The organism is Mesorhizobium sp. M7A.F.Ca.CA.001.04.2.1, assembly GCF_003998485.1.
Taxonomy (GTDB): domain Bacteria; phylum Pseudomonadota; class Alphaproteobacteria; order Rhizobiales; family Rhizobiaceae; genus Mesorhizobium; species Mesorhizobium ciceri.
This window is the reverse complement of record NZ_RZQT01000103.1, coordinates 1-20,567: the sequence shown is the minus strand read 5'-3', so window position 1 is coordinate 20,567 and position 20,567 is coordinate 1. Positions and strand designations below refer to the sequence as shown.

Annotated in this window: 20 protein-coding genes; 16 read left to right on the top strand and 4 right to left on the bottom strand. The window is 63.1% G+C overall.

Features of this window, described 5'->3' with window-relative positions:
- The 6 genes from EN955_RS25605 to EN955_RS25580 form a co-directional block, all read left to right on the top strand.
- Window positions 1–444, top strand: a 444-nt coding sequence (locus EN955_RS25605; RefSeq protein ID WP_164769909.1) for a zinc-binding dehydrogenase, incomplete at its 5' end; no start/stop codon positions are given.
- Window positions 445–476: 32 nt separating this feature from the next.
- Complete coding sequence (hutC, locus tag EN955_RS25600) at window positions 477–1,208, top strand: histidine utilization repressor (RefSeq protein WP_013530484.1); 732 nt, start codon at window positions 477–479, stop codon at window positions 1,206–1,208.
- Between the two features lie 29 nt (window positions 1,209–1,237).
- Window positions 1,238–2,536, top strand: coding sequence for a hypothetical protein (locus EN955_RS25595; RefSeq protein WP_024503947.1), 1,299 nt, complete (start codon window positions 1,238–1,240; stop codon window positions 2,534–2,536).
- Window positions 2,537–2,736: 200 nt separating this feature from the next.
- Window positions 2,737–3,744 carry an ABC transporter substrate-binding protein gene (locus EN955_RS25590; RefSeq protein ID WP_032899344.1) on the top strand — a complete coding sequence of 336 codons (1,008 nt, stop codon included), beginning with the start codon at window positions 2,737–2,739 and terminating at the stop codon, window positions 3,742–3,744.
- A 109-nt stretch (window positions 3,745–3,853) separates the two neighbouring features.
- On the top strand, window positions 3,854–4,621 hold the full coding sequence (locus EN955_RS25585) for an ABC transporter permease (RefSeq protein WP_027160903.1): 768 nt from the start codon (window positions 3,854–3,856) through the stop codon (window positions 4,619–4,621).
- 10 nt (window positions 4,622–4,631) lie between these two features.
- Window positions 4,632–5,414, top strand: coding sequence for an ABC transporter ATP-binding protein (locus EN955_RS25580; protein ID WP_024503945.1), 783 nt, complete (start codon window positions 4,632–4,634; stop codon window positions 5,412–5,414).
- A gap of 26 nt (window positions 5,415–5,440) precedes the next feature.
- Here EN955_RS25580 and EN955_RS25575 read toward each other — a convergent pair whose 3' ends face one another.
- The 4 genes from EN955_RS25575 to EN955_RS25560 all read right to left on the bottom strand — a co-directional run bounded on the left by EN955_RS25575 (window position 5,441) and on the right by EN955_RS25560 (window position 11,912).
- Window positions 5,441–7,333: an ABC transporter ATP-binding protein gene (locus EN955_RS25575; RefSeq protein ID WP_024503944.1), complete on the bottom strand. Its 1,893-nt coding sequence runs from the start codon at window positions 7,331–7,333 to the stop codon at window positions 5,441–5,443.
- Window positions 7,333–9,192, bottom strand: coding sequence for an ABC transporter ATP-binding protein (locus tag EN955_RS25570; protein WP_024503943.1), 1,860 nt, complete (start codon window positions 9,190–9,192; stop codon window positions 7,333–7,335). The genes EN955_RS25575 and EN955_RS25570 overlap by 1 nt, the downstream gene beginning before the upstream one ends.
- A 290-nt stretch (window positions 9,193–9,482) precedes the next feature.
- Window positions 9,483–9,923 carry a hypothetical protein gene (locus EN955_RS25565; protein ID WP_244506844.1) on the bottom strand — a complete coding sequence of 147 codons (441 nt, stop codon included), beginning with the start codon at window positions 9,921–9,923 and terminating at the stop codon, window positions 9,483–9,485.
- Between the two features lie 180 nt (window positions 9,924–10,103).
- Window positions 10,104–11,912: an ABC transporter ATP-binding protein gene (locus tag EN955_RS25560; RefSeq protein ID WP_024503941.1), complete on the bottom strand. Its 1,809-nt coding sequence runs from the start codon at window positions 11,910–11,912 to the stop codon at window positions 10,104–10,106.
- Window positions 11,913–12,103: 191 nt separating this feature from the next.
- Between EN955_RS25560 and EN955_RS25555 the strand changes: the two genes are divergently transcribed.
- The 10 genes from EN955_RS25555 to EN955_RS35555 all read left to right on the top strand — a co-directional run bounded on the left by EN955_RS25555 (window position 12,104) and on the right by EN955_RS35555 (window position 20,471).
- Window positions 12,104–13,462 (top strand): LLM class flavin-dependent oxidoreductase, encoded by a 1,359-nt coding sequence (locus EN955_RS25555; protein ID WP_024503940.1) that lies wholly within the window; start codon window positions 12,104–12,106, stop codon window positions 13,460–13,462.
- Between the two features lie 14 nt (window positions 13,463–13,476).
- Window positions 13,477–14,253 (top strand): DUF427 domain-containing protein, encoded by a 777-nt coding sequence (locus EN955_RS25550; RefSeq protein WP_024503939.1) that lies wholly within the window; start codon window positions 13,477–13,479, stop codon window positions 14,251–14,253.
- Window positions 14,254–14,288: 35 nt separating this feature from the next.
- Window positions 14,289–15,926: an ABC transporter substrate-binding protein gene (locus tag EN955_RS25545; RefSeq protein WP_024503938.1), complete on the top strand. Its 1,638-nt coding sequence runs from the start codon at window positions 14,289–14,291 to the stop codon at window positions 15,924–15,926.
- A 7-nt stretch (window positions 15,927–15,933) separates the two neighbouring features.
- Window positions 15,934–16,893, top strand: a complete 960-nt coding sequence (locus EN955_RS25540; protein ID WP_013530496.1) for an ABC transporter permease — start codon at window positions 15,934–15,936, stop codon at window positions 16,891–16,893.
- Window positions 16,890–17,777, top strand: coding sequence for an ABC transporter permease (locus EN955_RS25535; protein WP_024503937.1), 888 nt, complete (start codon window positions 16,890–16,892; stop codon window positions 17,775–17,777). The genes EN955_RS25540 and EN955_RS25535 overlap by 4 nt, the downstream gene beginning before the upstream one ends.
- A 69-nt stretch (window positions 17,778–17,846) precedes the next feature.
- Window positions 17,847–18,869 carry an LLM class flavin-dependent oxidoreductase gene (locus tag EN955_RS25530; protein WP_024503936.1) on the top strand — a complete coding sequence of 341 codons (1,023 nt, stop codon included), beginning with the start codon at window positions 17,847–17,849 and terminating at the stop codon, window positions 18,867–18,869.
- Between the two features lie 41 nt (window positions 18,870–18,910).
- Complete coding sequence (locus tag EN955_RS25525; protein WP_013530499.1) at window positions 18,911–19,558, top strand: ThuA domain-containing protein; 648 nt, start codon at window positions 18,911–18,913, stop codon at window positions 19,556–19,558.
- A 59-nt stretch (window positions 19,559–19,617) separates the two neighbouring features.
- Window positions 19,618–19,962, top strand: a complete 345-nt coding sequence (locus tag EN955_RS25520) for a hypothetical protein (RefSeq protein WP_024503935.1) — start codon at window positions 19,618–19,620, stop codon at window positions 19,960–19,962.
- Window positions 19,963–20,057: 95 nt separating this feature from the next.
- Window positions 20,058–20,189, top strand: coding sequence for a hypothetical protein (locus tag EN955_RS35910; RefSeq protein WP_255337241.1), 132 nt, complete (start codon window positions 20,058–20,060; stop codon window positions 20,187–20,189).
- Window positions 20,190–20,303: 114 nt separating this feature from the next.
- Window positions 20,304–20,471 carry a hypothetical protein gene (locus EN955_RS35555; protein ID WP_245265342.1) on the top strand — a complete coding sequence of 56 codons (168 nt, stop codon included), beginning with the start codon at window positions 20,304–20,306 and terminating at the stop codon, window positions 20,469–20,471.
- Window positions 20,472–20,567 lie beyond the last annotated feature (96 nt).

Genomic DNA, 20,567 nt, shown 5'->3' with positions numbered 1-20,567 from the left:
AACCAGAGCCGCTGCGCCCGGGTGGCGCGGGTGACGGGTGCCCGGATCGTCGATCTGAGCCGGGACGCCGTTGCCGCCGCAACTGCCAATGCCCCGCTGCTCGCGGCCATCGAGGCGACCGGCAGCGTCGCGGCGCTCAATCAGCTGCTCGGCGTTCTCGATCCCGGCGGTACGATCGCCATGGTCGGCATCTTCCACGGCCGCCTCGACATTGATCCCAATACGCTGGTCGAACGCGAAATCGGGTTGCTGGGATGCCATGCCTTTGCCGACGAACTGCCCGAGGCCGTGCGGATGCTGGGTGAATTGAGCGAACCGCTGCTGGCGCTGATCGACCAGGAGATCGGCCTGGATGACATTCCGGCTGCCTATGAACGGCTGTTGGCGGGGCGCAGCGACGGCTTGAAAACAATCATCCGCATGCGGCAACCTGTCGAGTCGTGATTTCCGATGAATCGCCGGAAAGGACTTTTGAAATGATCACTTTGCCCGACACCGCCAGCCCTCTTTACGAGAAGGTGAAGGACTACATCCTGGCAAACATCGGAACGGGCCGGTGGGGCAAAGATCGCAAGCTGCCGTCCGAGAATGAGTTGGTCGCTTCACTCGGCGTCTCGCGGATGACGGTTCACCGGGCGCTCAGAGAATTGACCTCGGCCGGGTTTCTGATCCGCCTGCAAGGTGTGGGAACCTTCATCGCGCCACCGCGGCCACAGTCGACGCTGATCGAGATCAACAACATCGCAGCCGAGATCGTCGAGCGCGGCAACAGACATCGTTCCGAAGTCCTCGTCCTCGAAACCATCATGCCGACAAAAGAGCTGGCGCTGTCGTTCGAATTTCCAAAGCGCGTCTCGATCTATCATTCCGTCGTCGTCAATTTCGAGAACGATCTGCCGGTGCAACTCGAAGAGCGCTTCGTCAATCCGAGCCTTATCCCCGACTATGACAAGCAGGATTTTTCGAAGACGGCGACCTATGACTACCTCATGCAGAAAACCCCGGTGACCGAGGTCGAGCATATCATTTCCGCCATCCCGGCGGATGCCGAGACGGCGCGGCATCTGGGCATCGATGTCGGCGCCTGCTGCCTTTTCCTGCACCGCCGGACATGGACGGGCGCGGTGGTGGCGACGATCAGCAAGCTGACTTATGCCGGCAGCCGCTACTCGCTCGGCAGCCGCTATTCCCCTTCAAAAAGCAGCTGACGGAAGCAGGTCGAATGCAAGAGCGACAGATGACGCGGGCGCCGAGCCGCACGGCGCGGATCCGGGCACTCGCGCAGCATGATGTTGCCGAAGCACAAAGCGCGCTGGCGGCATTGCTGGGCGACCTGTTCGCGATGCGCCCCCGCAATGTCCGCATCAACTTCGATAAATACAGCCTCAATTCGTTGAACGGCTTCTTCGAGGACGACGGCAAGGCCTACTTCTTCAAGTTCCATCAGGAGGAGCGGGAAGAGGCGATGACGGGCGAGTATTACCGCGCCGAGATTCTGTCGCGCGCCGGCCTGCCGGTTGATCAACCCGTGCATATGTCGGCCCAACCGGGCGAGCAGATCCTTGTCTATCGGCGGCGCACGGATCCGAGGTTTTCGGATGTGCTGTTCGCGCTGGATGCGCAGGACGATGCCGGCAAACGGCGAGAAGCCGTTCTTGCCGAGCGCGACCTGTCGGCCAGGCTGCTCAAGGTCTATCTCGAAACGCTGCATCCGGTAACCGTCGAGGAGGTGGCGGCGGAACCGATCCACAGGCTGTTTCATGAGCGGCTGATCGATGCCGAGACACGCTTGTCGCCAGGCGGCCGGCTGGCCGATTTCTATGTCGGCAAGCCGTTCGTCTTTCCCGGTGCCGAGCTGGATTGGGATCGGTTTTCCCGGCTGAAATTCGTCATCAATGGCGAGCAGTACACCGACAGCGTCGGTGAGCTTTTCGATGCCGCCGCAGTGCGCTTGCGGCCGGACCGGCTTGCCGATGCGGGCGGCGTGGTCGCGCATGGCGACGCCCACAACGCCAATGTCTGGTACACGGCGAAGGCGGGGAGGGCGGAGCTGTCCTTCTTCGATCCCGCCTTTGCCGGCTCGCATATCCCCACGCTGCTGGCGGAGGTGAAGGCGACGTTCCACAACATCTTCGCCCACCCGTTCTGGCTCTATGATCCGGAGACTGCGACAGAGGCTTTTCGCGCCCAGGCGCGGCTGGACGGAAACCTGCTCCATGTCGACACGGACTGGGACCTGAGCCCGGTCCGCCGCGACCTGCTGGAGGTCAAGGCCACAGCGCTGTGGCGGCCATTGCTGCTTGAGCTCAAACGGCGCGGCATGCTGCCGGCCGATTGGCGCGCGGTGCTCCGGGCCGGTCTCTTCCTGTCGCCGACGCTGGTCATGAACCTGCGCGCCGGCGCACGCAGCCACACGCCGGTTTCTTCCCTTATTGCCTTGTCGGTGGCGGTCATGGTCGGCAGCGAACCTGTTGCCGGAACCGATCGGGTGACCGATTTTCTAGACCGGATCGATCCCGGAGAGCGTAAAAATTGAGTCTTTCCAACTTGTATATGCATGTATGTATTTTAGTCTTGACATCCGCTCCCGCTGACGCTGAAATATCCGCGCACTTCACCATGAAGTGGCAGGTAAGACGCCGAGGCACAGTGCCGCAAGAGCAGAAACCCGCAGTCTCACCGGACCGGCTACATCAGTCAGAAAAAGCGGTCCGATCATCAAGGGGAACAAGGATGATGCGTAACCTAACAGGACAATTTCGCGCGCTCGTGATGGCCGCCGCCATCGGGCTCGCCGCCGCCCCGGCGGCCTACGCGGCCGATGCGGCCATTCCCACCACGCCCGAGGCAGGAGCGTTCAAGATCGGCATCGAGCCCTGGCTCGGCTATGGCCAGTGGCATGTCGCCGAGGCCAAGGGCCTGTTCAAGACGAACGGGCTGAGCGACGTCCAGATCGTCAACTTCGCCGAGGACAAGGACATCAATGCAGCACTTGCAAGCGGCCAGCTCGACGCCGCCAACATCGCCACCCACACGGCGATGGGCATGGTTGCGGCCGGCCTGCCGGTGAAGATCGTGCTGCTGCTCGACGTCTCCATGACCGCCGACGCGATCATCGCTGGCAAGGACGTCACCTCCACCGCGGACCTCAAGGGCAAGCAGGTGGCCTTCGAGGAAGGCACGACGAGCGACATCCTGCTCAAATACGCGCTCACCAGAAACGGCATGTCGATCGACGATGTGAAACCGGTTCCGATGCCTGCGTCCGACGCCGGCAGCGCCTTGATCGCCGGCCAGGTGCCGGTCGCGGTGACCTATGAACCGTACCTCACCGTCGCCATGGCGCAGAACAAGGACCTCAAGCTGCTGTTCACCGCCGGCGAGGATCCCGGCCTGATCAGCGACGTGCTGGTGGTGCGTGACGAGGTGATCAAATCGCGGCCCGGCCAAGTGCTGGCCATGATCAAGAGCTGGGACGCAGCGCTCAAGGACTACAATGCCGATACGCCCGGTGGGCGCGCCATCATCGCCAAGGCTGTCGGTTCGGACGTCAAGGACCTCAACACCGCCTTTGACGGCGTGCGTTACTACTCACTCGCCGAAAACAAGGCGGCGCTGACCGGTGATTTCACCACCAAGACCTTCGCCGATGTCGAAGCCGCCGCCAAGAACGCCAAGCTGCTGCAGGCCGATGTGACGCCGGAGCAGATGATCGACCCGTCGTTCGTCAAGGCGGCGGAATGACCAAGGCCGGATCGCGGTGGTGACGCAGATGCCCGGGGAGCGTCCCGCTCAAACGGATCCGGCTCGTCCCACGAAACAGGCGAGGCGTCGCCGATCCTCCGGCATCGGCGTGCCCATCGCCAGGTCGCGCTTCCTGGTGATCGCGGTGGCCGTGTTCGTCGGGCTCGGCCTTGCCTGGTGGGCGGCGACCGGACTGGGATTGGTAAAGCCGATCTTCCTGCCATCGCCGGGCAGCGTCGCTATGCAGATCGCCAAGCTCGCGGCCGACGGCACGTTGTGGCTGGACCTCAAAGCCTCGATGTACCGTATCTCCATCGGCTTCCTCATCGCCTCGGCCCTGTCGATACCGATCGGCGTGCTGATTGGCAGTTTCCGTTCCTGGGAAGCGGCCATCGAGCCGCTGGTGGATTTCATCCGCTACATGCCGGTCGTCGCTTTCGTGCCGCTCTCCATCCTGTGGGCTGGCACCGGCGATTCGCAGAAATTCCTGATCATCTTCATCGGCACGTTCTTCCAGCAGGTGCTGATGATCATGGACAATGTGAAACGGGTTCCCGCCGATTTCATCGGCCTTGGGCGCACGCTCGGCCTGCCGGATCGCAAGATCCTGACGCGCATCGTCGTGCCCAGCGCCTTGCCCGGGATCTGGGATACGCTGCGCATCAGCTTGGGCTGGGCATGGACCTGGCTGGTGCTGGCCGAACTCGTCGCCGCCACTTCGGGGCTGGGCTATCGCATCACTGTGTCGCAGCGCTATTTCCAGACCAACACGATCATCGGCTACATCCTGCTGCTCGGCCTGCTCGGCCTCATCACCGACCAGGTGATGAAGGCGCTGGAAAAGGTGCTGTTCAAGCAAGAGGGCCGCTCGCAATGAGGTCCAGCCGATGAGTCTCCCCAAATTGCGGATCGCCGGCCTCCACAAGAGCTTCGGCACGGGCGAACGGCGCACGGAAGTGCTGCGCGATATCAACCTCGATCTTGCCGACAACGAGTTCGTCTCCCTGGTCGGCACGTCGGGCTGCGGCAAGAGCACGCTGCTGTCGATCGTGGCCGGACTGCAGGACTTCGACGCGGGCGATCTCAGCATCGATGGCGCGCCGATCCTGCAGCCTGGTCTCGACCGTGGCGTCGTCTTTCAGTCCTACACGCTGCTTCCCTGGCTGACGGCGCGGCAGAACATCGAGTTTGCGCTCAAGGCCGCTGGTTACGATCGCCCGACCTGCCGCAGGATCGCGCTGGAGCATCTCGAACTCGTCAAGCTGTCTGGTAGTGCGGACCGCTATCCGGCCGAACTCTCGGGCGGCATGAAACAACGCGTCGCCATTGCGCGCGCGCTTTCCTACCGGCCCAAGATGCTGTTGATGGACGAGCCCTTCGGCGCGCTCGATGCCTTGACCCGGCATCAGATGCAGGAACTGCTGACCCAGATCTGGGAGGAACACAGGTTGACCGTCCTGTTTGTCACCCATGATGTGGAGGAGGCCGTCTATCTGTCGGACCGCATCGTCGTCATGGGCATCGGCCCGGGACGTATCACGCAGACATTCAACGTGGATATCGAGCGCCCGCGCCGCGAAGAGGTGATGGAAAGCCCTGTATTCATGGATCTGCAACGCGGCGTGCACAAGGCCATCCGCGAGGGTTCAAAACGCCCGGAAATGGCCTAGGCGCCTGCGGTCGTTCGCAGGTCCAATCACGTCGCCTTGCCGACTGCCGCGTCCAGTTCCAGCTCGCCTTCGGAAATGTCGTCGAACGAGGCGTAGTTCATGTTGTAGAGGCGGGCGTAGAGGCCTTTTCTTGCCATCAGCTGTTCGTGGTTGCCGCTTTCGACGATCTCGCCGTTCTGCAGCACGATGATGCGGTCGGCGCCGCGGATAGTGGCCAGACGGTGGGCGATGACCAGCCCGGTGCGGCCTTCCAGCAGCGTGATCAGCGCCTTCTGGATCAGCATCTCGGTGTAGGAATCGATGCTGGCCGTGGCTTCGTCGAGCACCAGGATCTTTGCATCCGCCACCAGCGCGCGCGCGAAGCTGATCAGCTGGCGCTGGCCCAGCGAGAGATTGCCGCCGCGCTGCTCGAGTTCGGTATCGTAGCCATCTGGCAGGTTCTCGATGAAATCGTGCGCGCCGACGGCTTGTGCGGCTCGGACCACCTTCTCGCGGCTGGCTGATGTCTTGTGGTAGCGGATGTTTTCCAGCACCGAGCCGGAAAACAGGAACGGCTCCTGCAGCACCATCGCGACCTGATCGCCGAGCGAATCCTGGGTCAGGTCACGCACATCATGGCCGCCGACCAGAACCTCACCCGACCAGACATCGTAGAAGCGGTGCACCAGCGCCATCGAGCTCGACTTGCCCGATCCGGTCGGGCCGACAAGGGCTACGGTCTCGCCCGGGTTGACGCGGAAGGAGATGTTCTTCAGCACCGGCTGGTTCGGCCTATAACCGAAAGTGACGTTCCTGAACTCGACCGAGCCGTCCATGTCGCGCGACAGCGCCACCGCACCTTGCTTGTCGCTGACGTCGACCGGCACGTCGAGCACTTCGGAGATGCGCTGGCCCGAAGCCATGGCGCGCTGCATGACGCTGTACTGCATGGTCAGCGAGCGGATCGGGTCGAAGAAGCGCTGGATGTAGAACAGGAACGCCACCATGACGCCGATGTCGAGGCTGTGCGAGAGCACCATCGACCCGCCGACGACGATGACAGTTGCCATGGCGATGCCGGTCAGCGTGTCGACGATCGGCACCATTACCTGCGCGTATTTCGCCGACCTCAAATGGGCATTGAGGTTGGCCAGCACCTTTTCGTCGTAGAGGTCGAAATTGACGTGCTGGCGCTCGAGGCTCTGCACCGTGCGCACGCCATGGATGCCTTCGGCCAGTGCGCCGTTGGCGATCGAGTTGGTTTCGTGCGCGGCCATGAAGGCGACCTTGGCGCGCGGCAGCCAGAAAAGGCGCACGATGAATAGCACCGGCATGGTCGACAGCGTCAGCAGGCCAAGCCGGAAATCGAGCCACAAAAGCACGCTGACAATGCCGAACAACAGCACGATGTCGCCTACCGACATCACCGACGTTTCGAGGAATTCCTGCATCGAATTGACGTCGCCCTGCAGGCGCGACATCAGCCGGCCGACCTCGGTCTTGTCCATGAAGCTCAGCGAGACCCGTTGCAGATGGCTGAACATGGCGCGGCGCAGGTCCGACAGCACGTTTTCGGCCACCTTGCCGACGACGCTTTCCTGCACATAGCTGGCGGCATAGTTGATCAGGATGATCACGGCGAAAGCGCTGATCGCGGCGATCATCACCGATTGGTCGAGCTTGCCAGCCGTCATGCCGTGGTCGATGGCGTAGCGGATGACCAGCGGGATCGCCAGTTGCGTCAGCGTGAACACCAGCACCGCGGCGACTGAGATGAAAATCCGGTTCTGATACGGCCTCACGAAGCTCCAGATACGCCGCACGATGCGAGGGTCATAAGCTTTGCCGAAGACCTCTTCGTCGTCGCGGTGCGAGCCCACGACCGCCTTTGTCGGTGGCCCGCTGGTGTCTTCCTCCTCGTCGTCGGCCGGTGTCTGCATCACGCGGCTCCCGCCACGGGCCGCTCATCGTCCGGCCGCAACTGCAGGTCATGGAGCGCGCGGTAGCGTCCACCGAGCGCCAGCAACTCCTCATGCGTGCCGCGCTCGACGATCCGGCCGCCCTCGACGAACAGGATCTGGTCGGCATGCATCAGCGAACTCAGCCGGTGCGAGATGATGAGCGTCACGCGATCCCTGGCGAAGCGCTTCATCGCCGCCCGGATCCGCTGCTCGGTGCCGGCGTCGATGGCCGCGGTTGAATCGTCGAAGACCAGCACCGATGGCCGCAGCATCAGGCTGCGCGCAATGGTCAGGCGCTGCCGCTGGCCGCCGGAAAGCGAGGCGCCGCGTTCGCCGACGACCGTGGTGTAACCGGCTGGGAGGCCCATGATGTAGTTGTGCAGCTGCGCGTACTCGGCGGCTTGCCCGATGCGGGTCTCGCGCGCCCAGGGATTGCCGTAGGCGATGTTGTTCTCGATCGAGGTGGTGAACAAGAACGCGTCCTGCTGCACGACGCCGACCGCCTTGCGCAGCGATTGCAGCGTCACCTTGCGGATGTCCTGGCCGTCGATGGTTATCGCGCCTGAGGTGACGTCGTAGAAGCGCGGGATCAGGTGCGCGATGGTCGACTTGCCGCTGCCTGGCGGGCCGACGATGCCGATGGTCTCGCCGGACCTCGCCTCGAAGGAGATGCCCGACAGAGTCGGCCGGTCGCCCGCGCCCTCGTAGCGGAAGCCGACATTGTGGAAGCGCAGCACGCCATCGGTGACGACGAGATCCTTGGCGCCGGGCGCGTCCTCGATGTCGAGCTCGGCGTCGAGCAGTTCGAATAGCCGGCTGCCGCAGGTCGAGGCGCGGGCGAAGGAGTTGACCATAAGGCCGAGCTGGCGCACCGGCATCTGCAGGATGGTCATGAAGGTGAGGAACTGGGCGAGCGTGCCGACGCTGATCTGGCCTGCAATCACTTTCTGGCCGCCGAACCAGAGCACCAGCCCCATGGCGGCCAGGAACGAGAAGTTCATGGCGCTGGTGTTGGAGACGCGGATGTCGACGCGCTGATTGGCAAGCTCCAGCGCCGACAGCTTGGCGCGGTCGAATTTTTCCAGCTCATGCCGCTGTGCCGCAAAGGCCCGCACGACGCGGATGCCGCCGAGGTTCTCATCCATCACCCGGCTCAGCACAGACAGCCGCTCCTGCAACGTCAGCCAGGTGCTGCGCAGTTTGAGCTGGGTGACCGAGGACCGCCAGGCAACGAACGGCACGAAGCTCAGGCTGAGCAGCCCGAGCATGAGATCGGTGCTGATCAGGAGATAGGCGCCGACGCCGATCAGCACGCCGAGCAGCACCACACGCAAAATGCCGGTGGAGAAGAACATGCGCACGCCGTCGAGATCGAGCAGGCCGAGCGTGATCAAATCGCCGGTGTGGACCCTGTCGTGGTAGGCGAAGCTCAGGCGCTGGATCTTCTCGTAGAAGGCCAGCCGCAGTTCATAGCCGGTGCGATGACCGACGGCCTCGCCATAGTAGTTCTGCGCCATGGTGAAGAGGCCGCGCAGGATCGAGACGACGAGCAGCGTCAGCGCCGTGTTCCACAGCGCCTGTTCCGCCGCAGCGCCGGCACCCGCGGCCATCACACCTTGCGCCTGGTCGATGGCGCGTCCCAGCAGGCGTGGAATGAAAAGCTGCAGCGTCGCGGCAATGAAGGTCGAGACGATGGTGATGGCGACCTGCCGGGGATGGCGCAGTGTCATGCGCACGATGCGAAGCAAGGTGCTGAGGCCCTTGCCCCAGGACGCTTCCGCGACGTGAGCAAACGATTTGCCGCGCTCCGGCGCGCTGCTGGTTGCTTGCGTGTTCAAGGAAAATATCCAAACCAATCCGGACGTTAGCCCGGACTAATAAAGCAGACTCAATGTGAGCGGTTGACTTGGCGCTATGTTACGCGGGTCTGGCTTGGCCCTTCAAGAGCCAATGCCGGCATCGCACTGTGCCTGAAGGAAAGCGAACATGCGGCTGTGACCCGGCTGGCACCAGCGGCGGAATCCTGCCGATCTTGCCGAAGGGCGTTGGCCGGACGAGGCCAGCACCTAGTGTACGCAAGCGCCGGCCGGACGGCATGCGACCTTCCATCCGGCCGGAATCCGGTTTGCTAGGCAGGTATCAGGACGGCGATCCGATGCACGCCGACCTCCTTGCTTGTATTTGTCGCCTCGTCGGTCTTGCCTTTGGCGCAGGTGTACATGTCACCCGTCTTGAGCTTGAATTCCTTGTCGGCCTTCTTGATCGTGAACGCACCTGAAGCAATGGTGCAGACCATATCGTTGTCCATCACCATCTGAGGCGCGTGTGCGCCGGGCTGAAATACCACGTCGACAATTGCGATGCTCTTGTAGGCGGGAATGTCGGAGTTGCCGGTGCTGACCTCAACCACCCTGACACCGGGCGCAATCTCCTTGCCTTCCTTCGGGCCGTATTTCTTCGCTGATGCCGCCAGGGTGAACAGAGGCGTTATCGCGGCAGCCGTCACACCGAGAGCAATTGCAGACCTGCGATTCATGGTTTTCATCGCATCCTCCCACATGTTCGCCATGAACGAATGTGCATGGCTGAAATATATTAGCATAAGCGAATGTAATTGTATGCGAGGAAGCGCCCAACCCCGGCATGGCCGCGTGAACTTGGCGGCAGCCGTCAGAGAGGTTCGTACATCGACCATCTGCTTGCCGCAAAAACCCCGCCGCGGCGGACCTTCGGACTGCTGTTGAGCCGCTCAAAAACCCTGGCCGTGCCGCCAGCAGGCGATCCGGTGGCCGGCCGCGACCTCTATGACGGGCGGTTCAGCCTTTCTGCAGTCGGGCAGGACTAGGGGGCAGCGATCGGCGAAGGCGCATCCGGTGTTCGAGATGCCGGCTTCCTCGATCTCGGGTGGGGCGGATAGTTTCGGCTCGGCCTCATCGCAAGACGCGGCCAGCAGCAGGGCCGTATAGGGGTGGTTGGGGCCGCGAAAAATCCGGTCGGAGGAGCCGGTTTCGACCAGGCGTCCGCGATAGAGCACGCCGATCCTGTCGGCCATGTAGCGCACCACCCTGAGGTCGTGGCTGATGAACAGATAGGTCGTGTCCTTGTCGCGCTGCAGGTCGTTGAGCAGGTTGAGAACGGTCGCCTGGACGGAGACGTCGAGCGCGGAGGTCGGTTCATCGAGCACGACGACCTTCGGCACGCCGGCGAAGGCGCGCGCGATTGCCGCCCGCTGCCGCTGGCCGCCGGACAGCGAACGCGATTTCTGCTCGGCCGTGGCGCCGGCGAGGCGAACCGATTGCAGCAGGTCGCCGACGCGGGCTCTCACCTCGCTGCGGCGCAGGCCGGCGAGCCTGCGCAGCGGGCGGCCGAGGATCGTGCCGATCCGCTGGCGCGGATTGAGCGTGCGATCCGGCGACTGGAAGACCATCTGCACGTCGCGGCGTTCGGCAAGGTTTCTCTTCTCGACGCGCGGCGCGACCGTCCTGCCGAACAGTTCGACCGATCCGGCGCTTGGCGTCTGCAGACCGGTGACGATCCGTGCCAGGGTCGACTTGCCAGAACCGGACTCGCCGATCAGCCCGAAGGTCTCGCCCTGGCCGATGTCGAGATCGACGTGGTGCAGCACTGGCTGGCTGCCGAAGGCATGACTGATGCCTTTGCAGGCGATCGCGATGCGGCGTTTTTTTGGCAGGCCGGCGTCTTCGCCTTGGACCATTGGGTGCGCTGGCACGCCGTCCGTCTCCGCCAGTCTTCCGTCCCGCTTGGTGTAGTTGAGCGCCGGGATCGAGGCGATGAGCGCCTTGGTGTAGGCGTGAGAGGGGTTGTCGAAGACATCGCTCGCAACGCCGCTTTCGACCACGGTTCCCGCCTGCATCACCGCCACCCGGTCGCAGGAGCGGCGGATCATATTGATGTCGTGGCTGATCAGCAGGATGCTGGTTTTGTGATCCTTGCGTAAGTCGGAGAGGATGGCGATGATCTCGGACTGGACGCTGGCGTCGAGCGCCGTCGTCGGCTCATCCAGCACCAGCAGCGATGGGTCGAGCGCAATGGCAATGGCGATGTTGGCGCGCTGCTGCATGCCGCCGGAGAGTTCGTGCGGATAGAGATCCAGCACCCGCTCCGGATGGCTGACCCGGACGCGGCCGAGCAGTTCGGCGGCGCGCCCGCGCGCCTCTTCGAGGCAAACCGGGCGATGCCGCATGACCGTCTCGGTGATCTGGCGGCCGATCGTCATGCTTGGATTGAGGGCAGCACCGGGATGCTGGTAGACGGCGGCGATATGATTTCCCCTGAGCCGGCGCAGCTGCTCGGCGGAAAGGTCGCGGATTTCGCGGCCCTGGAATTCCAGCGCCGACGCAGCGATGCGGGCGTTTTTCGGCAGATAGCGCAATATGGCGAGCGCCACCGAGCTTTTGCCCGATCCCGACTCGCCAACCAGGCCGAGCGCTTCGCCTTCGCCGATGTGCAGTGACACGCCGCTGACGGCGGGATGCGATCCCTTGCGCCCGTCATAGGCCACGGACAGCTGGTCTACGTTCAGAACCGAGGAGGACATGGGGACTTGAAACCACTTTCTTCCAGCGCCGCCATCGAGGGCAATCGCTTCCGCTTTCGCAATGCATTATCTCTATAAAATTACTCGGATTAAGCCGGAGCGCAATCTACCTTTCTCGCATCAGCAGAGATTGTCGCCATCTGCCGAGGCAGCGCGACGGTCTCCGGAGCAGATCTGGAAGGAGGCCCGGCATGGCTCGAGACCACATGATCCTCAGCGCATTCTTCTTCAACCCGCAGGGCGATCATCGGATGTCGTGGCGCCACCCGAGGGCGCCGGGGCGGGAGGTGCTGGATTTCGAATTCTACCGCGATCTCGTGCAGGCGGCCGAACGCGCCAGGATCGACACCATCTTCGTCGCCGACCACGTGTCGATCTGGGATTCAGTCAAGAGCGGCGTCGCCCATTACGCCAATGCCCGCCTCGAACCGCTGACGCTGCTATCGGCGCTGGCTAGCGTGACCAAGCATATCGGCCTGATCACCACGGCGTCGAGTTCCTACAGCGAGCCGTACAATGTGGCGCGCATGTTCGCCTCGCTCGACCATATCAGCAAGGGCAGGGCGTCGTGGAACGTCGTCACCTCGGCCATGGATGAGGAGGCGCGCAATTTCGGCCGCGACGGCAATATCGAACATGCTTTCCGCTATGAGCGCGCGGCCGAATTCCTCGATATCGTCAAGGCGCTGTGGGACAGCTGGGAAGACGAGGCGCTGCTGATCGACAAGGCGTCAGGCCATTTCGCCGACCCCGACAAGGTCCATCCCATCGATCACAAGGGCAAGCACTTCAAGGTGCGTGGGCCGCTCAACGTCTCGCGGCCGCCGCAAGGCCATCCGCTAATCGTCCAGGCCGGCTCGTCCGAAGATGGCAAGAACTTCGCCACCGCCCAGGCCGATGCGCACTTCGCCATCTACAGCACCAAGGAGGATGGCATCAAATACCGTCAGGATATCAACGAGCGGCTGGCCCGCCACGGCAGGCGGCCGGAGAGCTTCAAGATCCTGCCCGGCATCCTGCCGATCGTCGCCGCCTCCGAAGCGGAAGGCCGGGAAAAGCAGGAATACCTGCAGACCTTGCTGCCGGATCAGGTCGGCATCGACCTTCTGTCGAGCTGGAGCGGGTTGGACCTGTCGCTGTTCCCGCCGGACGGGCCGCTGCCGCCGCTGCCGGACGAAAGCACGTTCAATGGCGGGCGCACATCGCTCAACCGGGTCAAGCAGTGGGCGAAGCAGAATCTCAGCCTGCGCGAGATCGCGCGCAAGCTCGCCAACAGCGGTTCGGTGCCGACGGTTGCCGGCACGCCGGTACAGATCGCGGACCAGTTGCAGGACTGGTTCGTTTCGGGTGCCGCTGACGGCTTCAACCTGATGTTCCCGCTGCTGCCAGAAGACTGGGTGAATTTTGCCGAACAGGTGGTGCCGGAGCTGCAGCGGCGCGGCGTCTTCCCGACCGAATACGGGCCGGGAACGCTGCGCGACCGTTTCGGCCTAGCACGGCCCGCCAACCGCTTCGCCGAACAGCGCGACAATGCGCGTGCCGTGTCCTGACCGGAAGAACGATCATGACCGTCGCACCAAGATTGCAGCCACGCGAAGCGACCGCGCCGCAGCTCGTCAATGTCCTGCACAGCCCCAAGCGTGTGCGCGTCAAATTCGGCGGCCGCACCATCGCCGACAGCCGCAACGTGCTGGTGCTGCGCTCCAACCATTTCCTGCCGATCTATTTCTTCCCGCCGTCAGCGGTCGACCCATCGGTGCTGAAACCTTCGCTGCATCGCGAGCCGCATCCGGTCGGTGGCGAGACCGCCTATTGGGATATCGACAGCGGCGACAGGCGCAGCGCCAACGCGGCGTGGTCGTTCGTGTCGCCGCCGGATGAAAACCTGGCGCCGCTGGCCGGCCGCATTGCATTCACCTGGAAGGCCGTCGACCAGTGGTTCGAGGAGGAAGAGGAAGTCTTCGTCCACGCCCGCGATCCCTATGCACGCATCGATGTTCTGCAAAGCTCGAGCCATTTGCAGATCTGGTTCGACGGCGAGCCGATCGCCGACAGCCACCGCCCGGTGCTGCTGTTCGAGACGCATCTGCCGACGCGTTTTTATCTGCCCGCGGAAGACATCCGGCTGGAGCGGCTGACGGCGTCCGTCACCACGACGCGATGTCCCTACAAGGGCATCGCCTCTTACTGGTCCGGCCTGCTGAGCGACGGTTCGGTGCGCCCTGATATCGCCTGGAGCTACCGGGATCCCATTGAGGAAATGCCGAAGATCAAGGGCCTCATCGCCTTCTATCCGCAGGCCGTCGACCGCATCCATCTCGACGGCGAGCCCGTCGCATAGATTTTCAATCTTCATTTCAAAGCAGGGATTTCAAAATGACCAGACGCAGAGATATCGACGCAGTTCGCAATCTGTCGGGGGACATCTGGAATGTCGCCGTCGACGAACATCAGGGCGGCTTTCTCAAGCGCCGCGATCTCCTCAGATATGCCGCACTGCTCGGCCTGACCGGCTTTGCCGCCTCGCAGGGGTTGGGAGGCGCGCGCGCCGCGGCTGCCGGCGGCGGCACGGTTCGCGTCGGGCTCGGCCAGCCGACCAAGGCGATCGATCCGGTTTCGGTCACCGATCCGGCCAGCATCGGGGTGATCAGCCAGGTCGGCGAGTATCTGATCCTCGACGATCCGAAGGATGGTCTGCAGCCGAAGCTGGCTCTGTCCTGGGAGGCCAACGAGACGGCCAGCCGCTGGACCTTCAAATTGCGGCAAGGGGTAAAATTCCACGATGGCCGCGCGGTCACCGCCAAAGACGTTGTGGCGAGCTTCGAGCGGCTGGTCGATCCGGCCAGCGGCTCGTCGGCGTTGTCCGCCTACAAGGGCATCCTGTCCAAGGGCGGCGCCAAGCTGGTCGACGACGAAACCGTCGCCTTCGATCTCGACGGTCCGAACAGCAACTTCCCGTTCTATGTCTCCTCCGACGTCTACAATGCCGTCATCCTGCCTGCCGACTATGCCGGTGATTTCGAGAAGACTTTCAACGGCACCGGTCCGTTCAAGCTCGAATCCTTCCGCCCCAAGCAAGGCGCCAGCTTCGTGCGCAATGAGAATTACTGGGGCGACAAGGCGCTGCCCGACCGGATCGAGATCAAGTTCTTCGACGACGAGCAGGCACAGGTGCTGGCTTTGCAGGCCGGCCAGCTCGACGTCATCCCGAGCACGACGCGGCTGGAGCTGGCGATCGAGGGCAATCCCAACTTCAAGCTGCTGAGCGTGCAGGCGAGCTCGCACGACCAGGTGCATCTCAGGACCGACCAGGCGCCGTTTACCGACAAGCGCATCCGCCGCGCGCTGGCGCTCACGATCGACCGAGAGGCTGTGGTCAAGGGCCTGCTCAAGGGCCGCGCCATCGTCGGCAACGACACGCCGTTCGCGCCGATCTTCCCCTCGGCCGATCCATCGGTGCCGCAGCGCAAGCAGGACATTGCCGAGGCCAAGCGGCTGCTTGGCGAGGCGGGCGTGCCCAACGGCTTCGAGGTGACGCTGACCACGGAACGCGCCTATGACATTCCCGACTATGCGGTCATCATCCAGAACTTCGCCAAGAAGGCCGGCATCGACGTCAAGCTCAATGTCCTGCCGCAGGACGCCTATTACGGCTCGGCGACGTTTGGCAGTTCGCCATGGCTGGATTCGGTGCTCGGCATCACCGACTATGGCCACCGCGGCACGCCCGACATCTTCCTCAACGCCACGCTAAAGAGTTCGGGAGCTTGGAACGCGGCACATTTCAACAACCCGGCCTATGACGCGCTGCTGCTTGACTACTCGAAGGCGCGCGACCTGCAGGCACAGCGCCTTGTTGCCCGCAAGATCCAGACCTTGCTGCTCGACGAGACGCCGGCGATCATCAGCTACTTCTCGCAATACAGCCGCATCGTCAGCTCCAAGGTCGAGGGCGTGCGCTTCACCGCGATTTCGCATCTCCTGCTCGACCGCGTTTCCTTCGTCCAGGCATGATCGCGACATGCTGACCGGTCGCATTCTGTCAGCGCGTGTGGGCACACTTGTCCTCACCCTGTGGCTGGTCAGCATTCTGGTGTTCTTCGCCGGGCAGGTCCTGCCCGGCGATGTGGGCCGTGTCATGCTCGGGCCTTTTGCCGACGCGCAAGCGGTGGCGGAACTGAACAAGCGGCTAGGCGCCGACCAGCCGGTTCTCGTCCAGTATTGGCTCTGGTTCAGCAAAGCGGTCACCGGTGACTTCGGCACCTCGCTGTCGATGCGCGGGCCGGTGGCGCCCTTCGTGCTGGAAAGCCTCAAGCGCTCCGCGGCGCTTGCCGGGATTATTTTGCTCTTCCTCGTTCCGCTCGGCGTTGGTGCCGGCGTCATCGCCGGTCTCAATGCCGGCCGCCTCATCGACCGGCTGATCGTGATGGCGGGCGTCTCCTTCGGCATTGTGCCTGATTTCGTTTCCGGCCTGATGCTGCTCATCGTTTTCGGCCTGTGGCTGAACTGGTTCCCGATCTCCGGCGTTGCGCCCGATGGCGCGGGCTTCTGGACGCATGGCTATTATCTGATCCTGCCGGCGCTGCCGCTGGTGCTGAACCTTTCCGGCTATATCGCCCGGATGACGCGAGCAGGCGTGATCGAGGCGATCGCCGCCGATTACACGCGCACCGCCGTCCTGAAAGGGCTCGAGCGGCGCGAGATCATCTTTCGGCACGTGCTGCGCAATGCGCTGACGCCGACCGTCGCGGTGCTGGCGACGCAGACCGGATACATGCTGGGTGGGCTGGTGGTGATCGAGGCGTTGTTCGGCATCCAGGGACTTGGCAATCTGGTCCTGAACGCGGCCAAGGCCCGTGATTTCCCGATGCTGGAGGCAGGCGTATTGGTGATGGCGGCCATCTTCGTGCTGTCGGCGGCGGCCGGCGACCTCTTGCTGGCGCTGCTCGATCCGCGGCAACGCCGCCGGACCTCGCCATGACGGATCTGGCCGAGTTTCCCGCACCGCAGCGCGCCGTGGCGGGCTTTTCGACAATGCGCCGGATTCGCAGTGCTTTCGCCGGATTGCCGCCGTCGGTCGTGGTCGGATTGCTGCTGCTTTTGTTCTGGGTCGCTTGCGCCATAGCAGGCAACCTCTTCGTTCCCTACGATCCCTATGCCGAGGATTTCCTGGCGACGCTGACGCCGCCCGATGCGCTGCACTGGTTCGGGACCGATCAGCTCGGCCGCGATGTGCTGTCCCGCATCATCGTCGGTTCGCGCGACATCCTGCTGGTTGCGCCGCTGGCGACGCTGGCCGGGGTTGCCGCCGGCAGCATCATCGGCCTGGTGCTCGGCTATTTCGAGGGCCTCACCGATGCCATCGGCGCGCGGCTGCTCGATACGCTGATGGCGTTTCCGTTCATCGTTCTCGTCACCATGACGCTGGTGGCGATCGGCCCGTCGAACCTGACCGTCATCCTGGTGATCGGCATCGCCTACGCGCCGCTGGTGGCGCGCACCGTTCGCGCCGCCGTGCGTGAGCAGAAGCAGCGCGACTATGTCAGCGCCGCGCGCCTCGGCGGCGAGGGCGCGCTCGCCATCATGTTCCTGGAGATACTGCCCAACATCAGGGAAACGATCCTCATCGAGCTCGTCACAAGGCTGGGCTACGCGTTCTTCTCGATCGCGACGCTGAGCTTTCTCGGCCTCGGCATCCAGCCGCCATCGGCCGACTGGGGACTGGCCGTCGCCGACGGCTATGGCTTCCTGACCGGCGGAAAATGGTGGGTCGTCCTCTTCAATTCCGGGGCAATCGTCTCGCTGGTGATGGCGACCAACCTGATCGCACAAGGCATTGGCGCCTTCGAGAATAGCGATGCATGAGCCTTGATCCGGGCGCCAAAAAATCTCTTTTGCATTGAAGCTTGACGCGCATCCTTATATCGCATGACTATGAAGAAAATCGGTTTCCTGTCGTTCGGGCACTGGACGCCCTCGTCGCAATCGCAAGTGCGCTCGGCTTCGGACGCGCTTTTGCAATCCATCGACCTCGCCGTCGCCGCCGAGCAGCTGGGCGCGGATGGCGCCTATTACCGCGTGCATCATTTCGCCCGCCAGCTCGCTTCGCCGTTCCCGCTGCTGGCGGCGGTCGGCGCCAAGACCAGCCGTATCGAGATCGGCACCGCCGTCATCGACATGCGCTACGAGAATCCGCTCTACATGGCCGAGGATGCCGGTGCTGCCGACATCATCGCCGGCGGGCGCCTGCAGCTCGGCATCAGCCGTGGCTCGCCCGAGCAGGTGATCGATGGCTGGCGCCATTTCGGTTACGCGCCGCCGGAAGGCAAAAGCGACGCCGACATGGCGCGGCATCATGCCGAGGTCTTCCTCGAGACGCTGCGGGGCGAGGGGTTCGCCCAACCCAATCCGCGGCCGATGTTCCCCAATCCGCCCGGCCTCTTGCGCCTCGAGCCGCATTCGGAGGGTCTGCGCGAGCGGATCTGGTGGGGTGCGGCTACCAACGCCACGTCGGAATGGGCAGCCAAGCTCGGCATGAACCTGCAGAGCTCGACACTCAAATTCGACGAGAGCGGCAAGCCGTTCCACATCCAGCAGGCCGAGCAGATCCGCATCTATCGCGAGGCCTGGAAGGCGGCCGGTCACAAGCGCGAGCCGCGCGTCTCGGTCAGCCGCAGCATCTTCGCGCTGGTCGACGATCGCGACCGCGCCTATTTCGGTCGCGGCAACGAGAGCCGCGACCAGATCGGCTTCATCGAGGAGAACACCAAAGCGATCTTCGGGCGCAGCTACGCGGCCGAGCCGGATGTGCTGATCAAGGAATTGGCGCAGGACGAGGCGATCGCCGAAGCCGATACGCTGCTGCTCACCGTTCCGAACCAGCTCGGCGTCGACTACAATGCGCATGTCATCGAGGCGATCCTGACCCATGTCGCTCCAGCGCTGGGCTGGCGCTGACGCCGGATCGATCAGGGCCGAGTTTTCCAGGGAGGTACACAATGCCAAAGAAGGCCTTGATCGCCTGGGGCGGCTGGGAGGGCCATACGCCGGAGCAGAGCGCGAAGCTCGTTCGCACCTTGCTTGAGCGAAACGGCTTCGACGTCACGCTCGGCGAAGGCACCGCGATGTTCGCCGGTCCGGAGCTTGCTTCCTTCGATCTCATCGTGCCCGTCATCACGATGTCGACGATCGAAAAGGCCGAGTTGCAGAACCTGACGCTTGCGGTTCGCGGGGGAAGCGGGCTCGGCGGTTTCCACGGGACGATGGGCGACAGTTTCCGCAATGAGCCCGACTATCAGTTCATGACCGGCGGCCAATGGGTGGCGCATCCCGGCAACATCATCGACTACACTGTCGCGATCACCCGGCCGGACGATCCGATCACAAAAGGCATCAGCGATTTCGCCTACCGGTCGGAGCAATATTACATGCATGTCGACCCAAGCAATGAGGTGCTGGCGACCACCACCTTCACCGACGCGCATTTTCCGGGGATAGGCGGCGTCGTCATGCCGGTCGTCTGGAAACGGCGCTATGGGGCGGGGAAGGTTTTCTACAGTTCCCTTGGTCACACGGCGGATGAGTTCGCGGTGCCGGAAATGGCGCTGATGGTGGAGCGGGGTTTGCTTTGGGCGGCGCGGGGGTAGAAGCAGGCGAAGTTCGTGAAAATCTGATGGAATTCACAGGAAATCTACGGAGATATCCAATGAACGATTTCAGTTGGTCCGCTTCCGAAAAGAAGCTCGCCCGCCACGCCTTCGATAAGGCTCTTGAGGCGGCCCTCGCAAAGACGATGGCCGAATTCAAGAGCAAGGCCAGTGCGGTGACGGTTCCCTCCCAGATGTGGGAGCTGGAAGACTATTTGCGTGAACAGCGGCGGGATATCGATCGGACGTTCGACTATCGCTATTCGCAGCTCCTTTATGTCTTCACTCATCTCATCCGAGCAGGCTGCCTCGATGAAAAGCTGCTTGCCGGTCTGTCGCAAGACAAGCGGGATGTCATTCGGCGGGACCTTGCCTTTGCGGCGGGACGCCTGGCCAGCGGATGACGACGGCAGGGAGTGCGGCCGCGTCCCAATCCCTGCCATGCTGGAAAAGCGGCCGTTGTCGTACTACCATCCCGTCACATGGCGAGGGGGATGAGATGGACCATCAGCGTACTGTTTTTCTGATCGGAGCAGGTTCCGTTGGTGACGACGAGCAAGCCGTGTTCACGCTGCACGTGAACGGCGCTGCATGCAATCTGAAATGCAGTTATCGGGACAAGGTGATCTAGGCAGAAGAGGAAGATTTTTTCGAGGCTCTGTTCCAAATCCGTCAGGCACTCGAAGTCGATGGCCTGCTACCCTTCTGTTACGGAGCAAGCGCCAATGTTTATCCGGAAAATACCGTGATGGAGAAAAGTCGCGGATTGATAGCCTGCAAGGTGAAGACGGGGCAATTTCCGCAAGAGAGCGATCTGGTCGACATATTTGATGATGGCGTCGACGTGGTTCCGGTTTTCGTCCATATGCAGCAGGAATTTTGGGAAGAATGGCTGACTTCGCTGCCTTCCTAGCTGCTGGCGTTCATCCAATCCCGCCCGTAACCAGATAGGCGCCGGCGCTGCGCCCATCCTCCAGCCGCACAATAGCCGTCACGATCGAGCCATACG

Bases quoted from the DNA above. Each gene is read 5' to 3' on its own strand.
- hutC (WP_013530484.1), top strand. From the start codon at position 477: ATGATCACTTTGCCCGACACCGCCAGCCCTCTTTACGAGAAGGTGAAG.
- EN955_RS25595 (WP_024503947.1), top strand. From the start codon at position 1,238: ATGACGCGGGCGCCGAGCCGCACGGCGCGGATCCGGGCACTCGCGCAG.
- EN955_RS25590 (WP_032899344.1), top strand. From the start codon at position 2,737: ATGCGTAACCTAACAGGACAATTTCGCGCGCTCGTGATGGCCGCCGCC.
- EN955_RS25580 (WP_024503945.1), top strand. From the start codon at position 4,632: ATGAGTCTCCCCAAATTGCGGATCGCCGGCCTCCACAAGAGCTTCGGC.
- EN955_RS25575 (WP_024503944.1), bottom strand. From the start codon at position 7,333: ATGCAGACACCGGCCGACGACGAGGAGGAAGACACCAGCGGGCCACCG.
- EN955_RS25565 (WP_244506844.1), bottom strand. From the start codon at position 9,923: ATGGCGAACATGTGGGAGGATGCGATGAAAACCATGAATCGCAGGTCT.
- EN955_RS25560 (WP_024503941.1), bottom strand. From the start codon at position 11,912: ATGTCCTCCTCGGTTCTGAACGTAGACCAGCTGTCCGTGGCCTATGAC.
- EN955_RS25555 (WP_024503940.1), top strand. From the start codon at position 12,104: ATGGCTCGAGACCACATGATCCTCAGCGCATTCTTCTTCAACCCGCAG.
- EN955_RS25550 (WP_024503939.1), top strand. From the start codon at position 13,477: ATGACCGTCGCACCAAGATTGCAGCCACGCGAAGCGACCGCGCCGCAG.
- EN955_RS25545 (WP_024503938.1), top strand. From the start codon at position 14,289: ATGACCAGACGCAGAGATATCGACGCAGTTCGCAATCTGTCGGGGGAC.
- EN955_RS25540 (WP_013530496.1), top strand. From the start codon at position 15,934: ATGCTGACCGGTCGCATTCTGTCAGCGCGTGTGGGCACACTTGTCCTC.
- EN955_RS25535 (WP_024503937.1), top strand. From the start codon at position 16,890: ATGACGGATCTGGCCGAGTTTCCCGCACCGCAGCGCGCCGTGGCGGGC.
- EN955_RS25530 (WP_024503936.1), top strand. From the start codon at position 17,847: ATGAAGAAAATCGGTTTCCTGTCGTTCGGGCACTGGACGCCCTCGTCG.
- EN955_RS25525 (WP_013530499.1), top strand. From the start codon at position 18,911: ATGCCAAAGAAGGCCTTGATCGCCTGGGGCGGCTGGGAGGGCCATACG.
- EN955_RS25520 (WP_024503935.1), top strand. From the start codon at position 19,618: ATGAACGATTTCAGTTGGTCCGCTTCCGAAAAGAAGCTCGCCCGCCAC.
- EN955_RS35910 (WP_255337241.1), top strand. From the start codon at position 20,058: ATGGACCATCAGCGTACTGTTTTTCTGATCGGAGCAGGTTCCGTTGGT.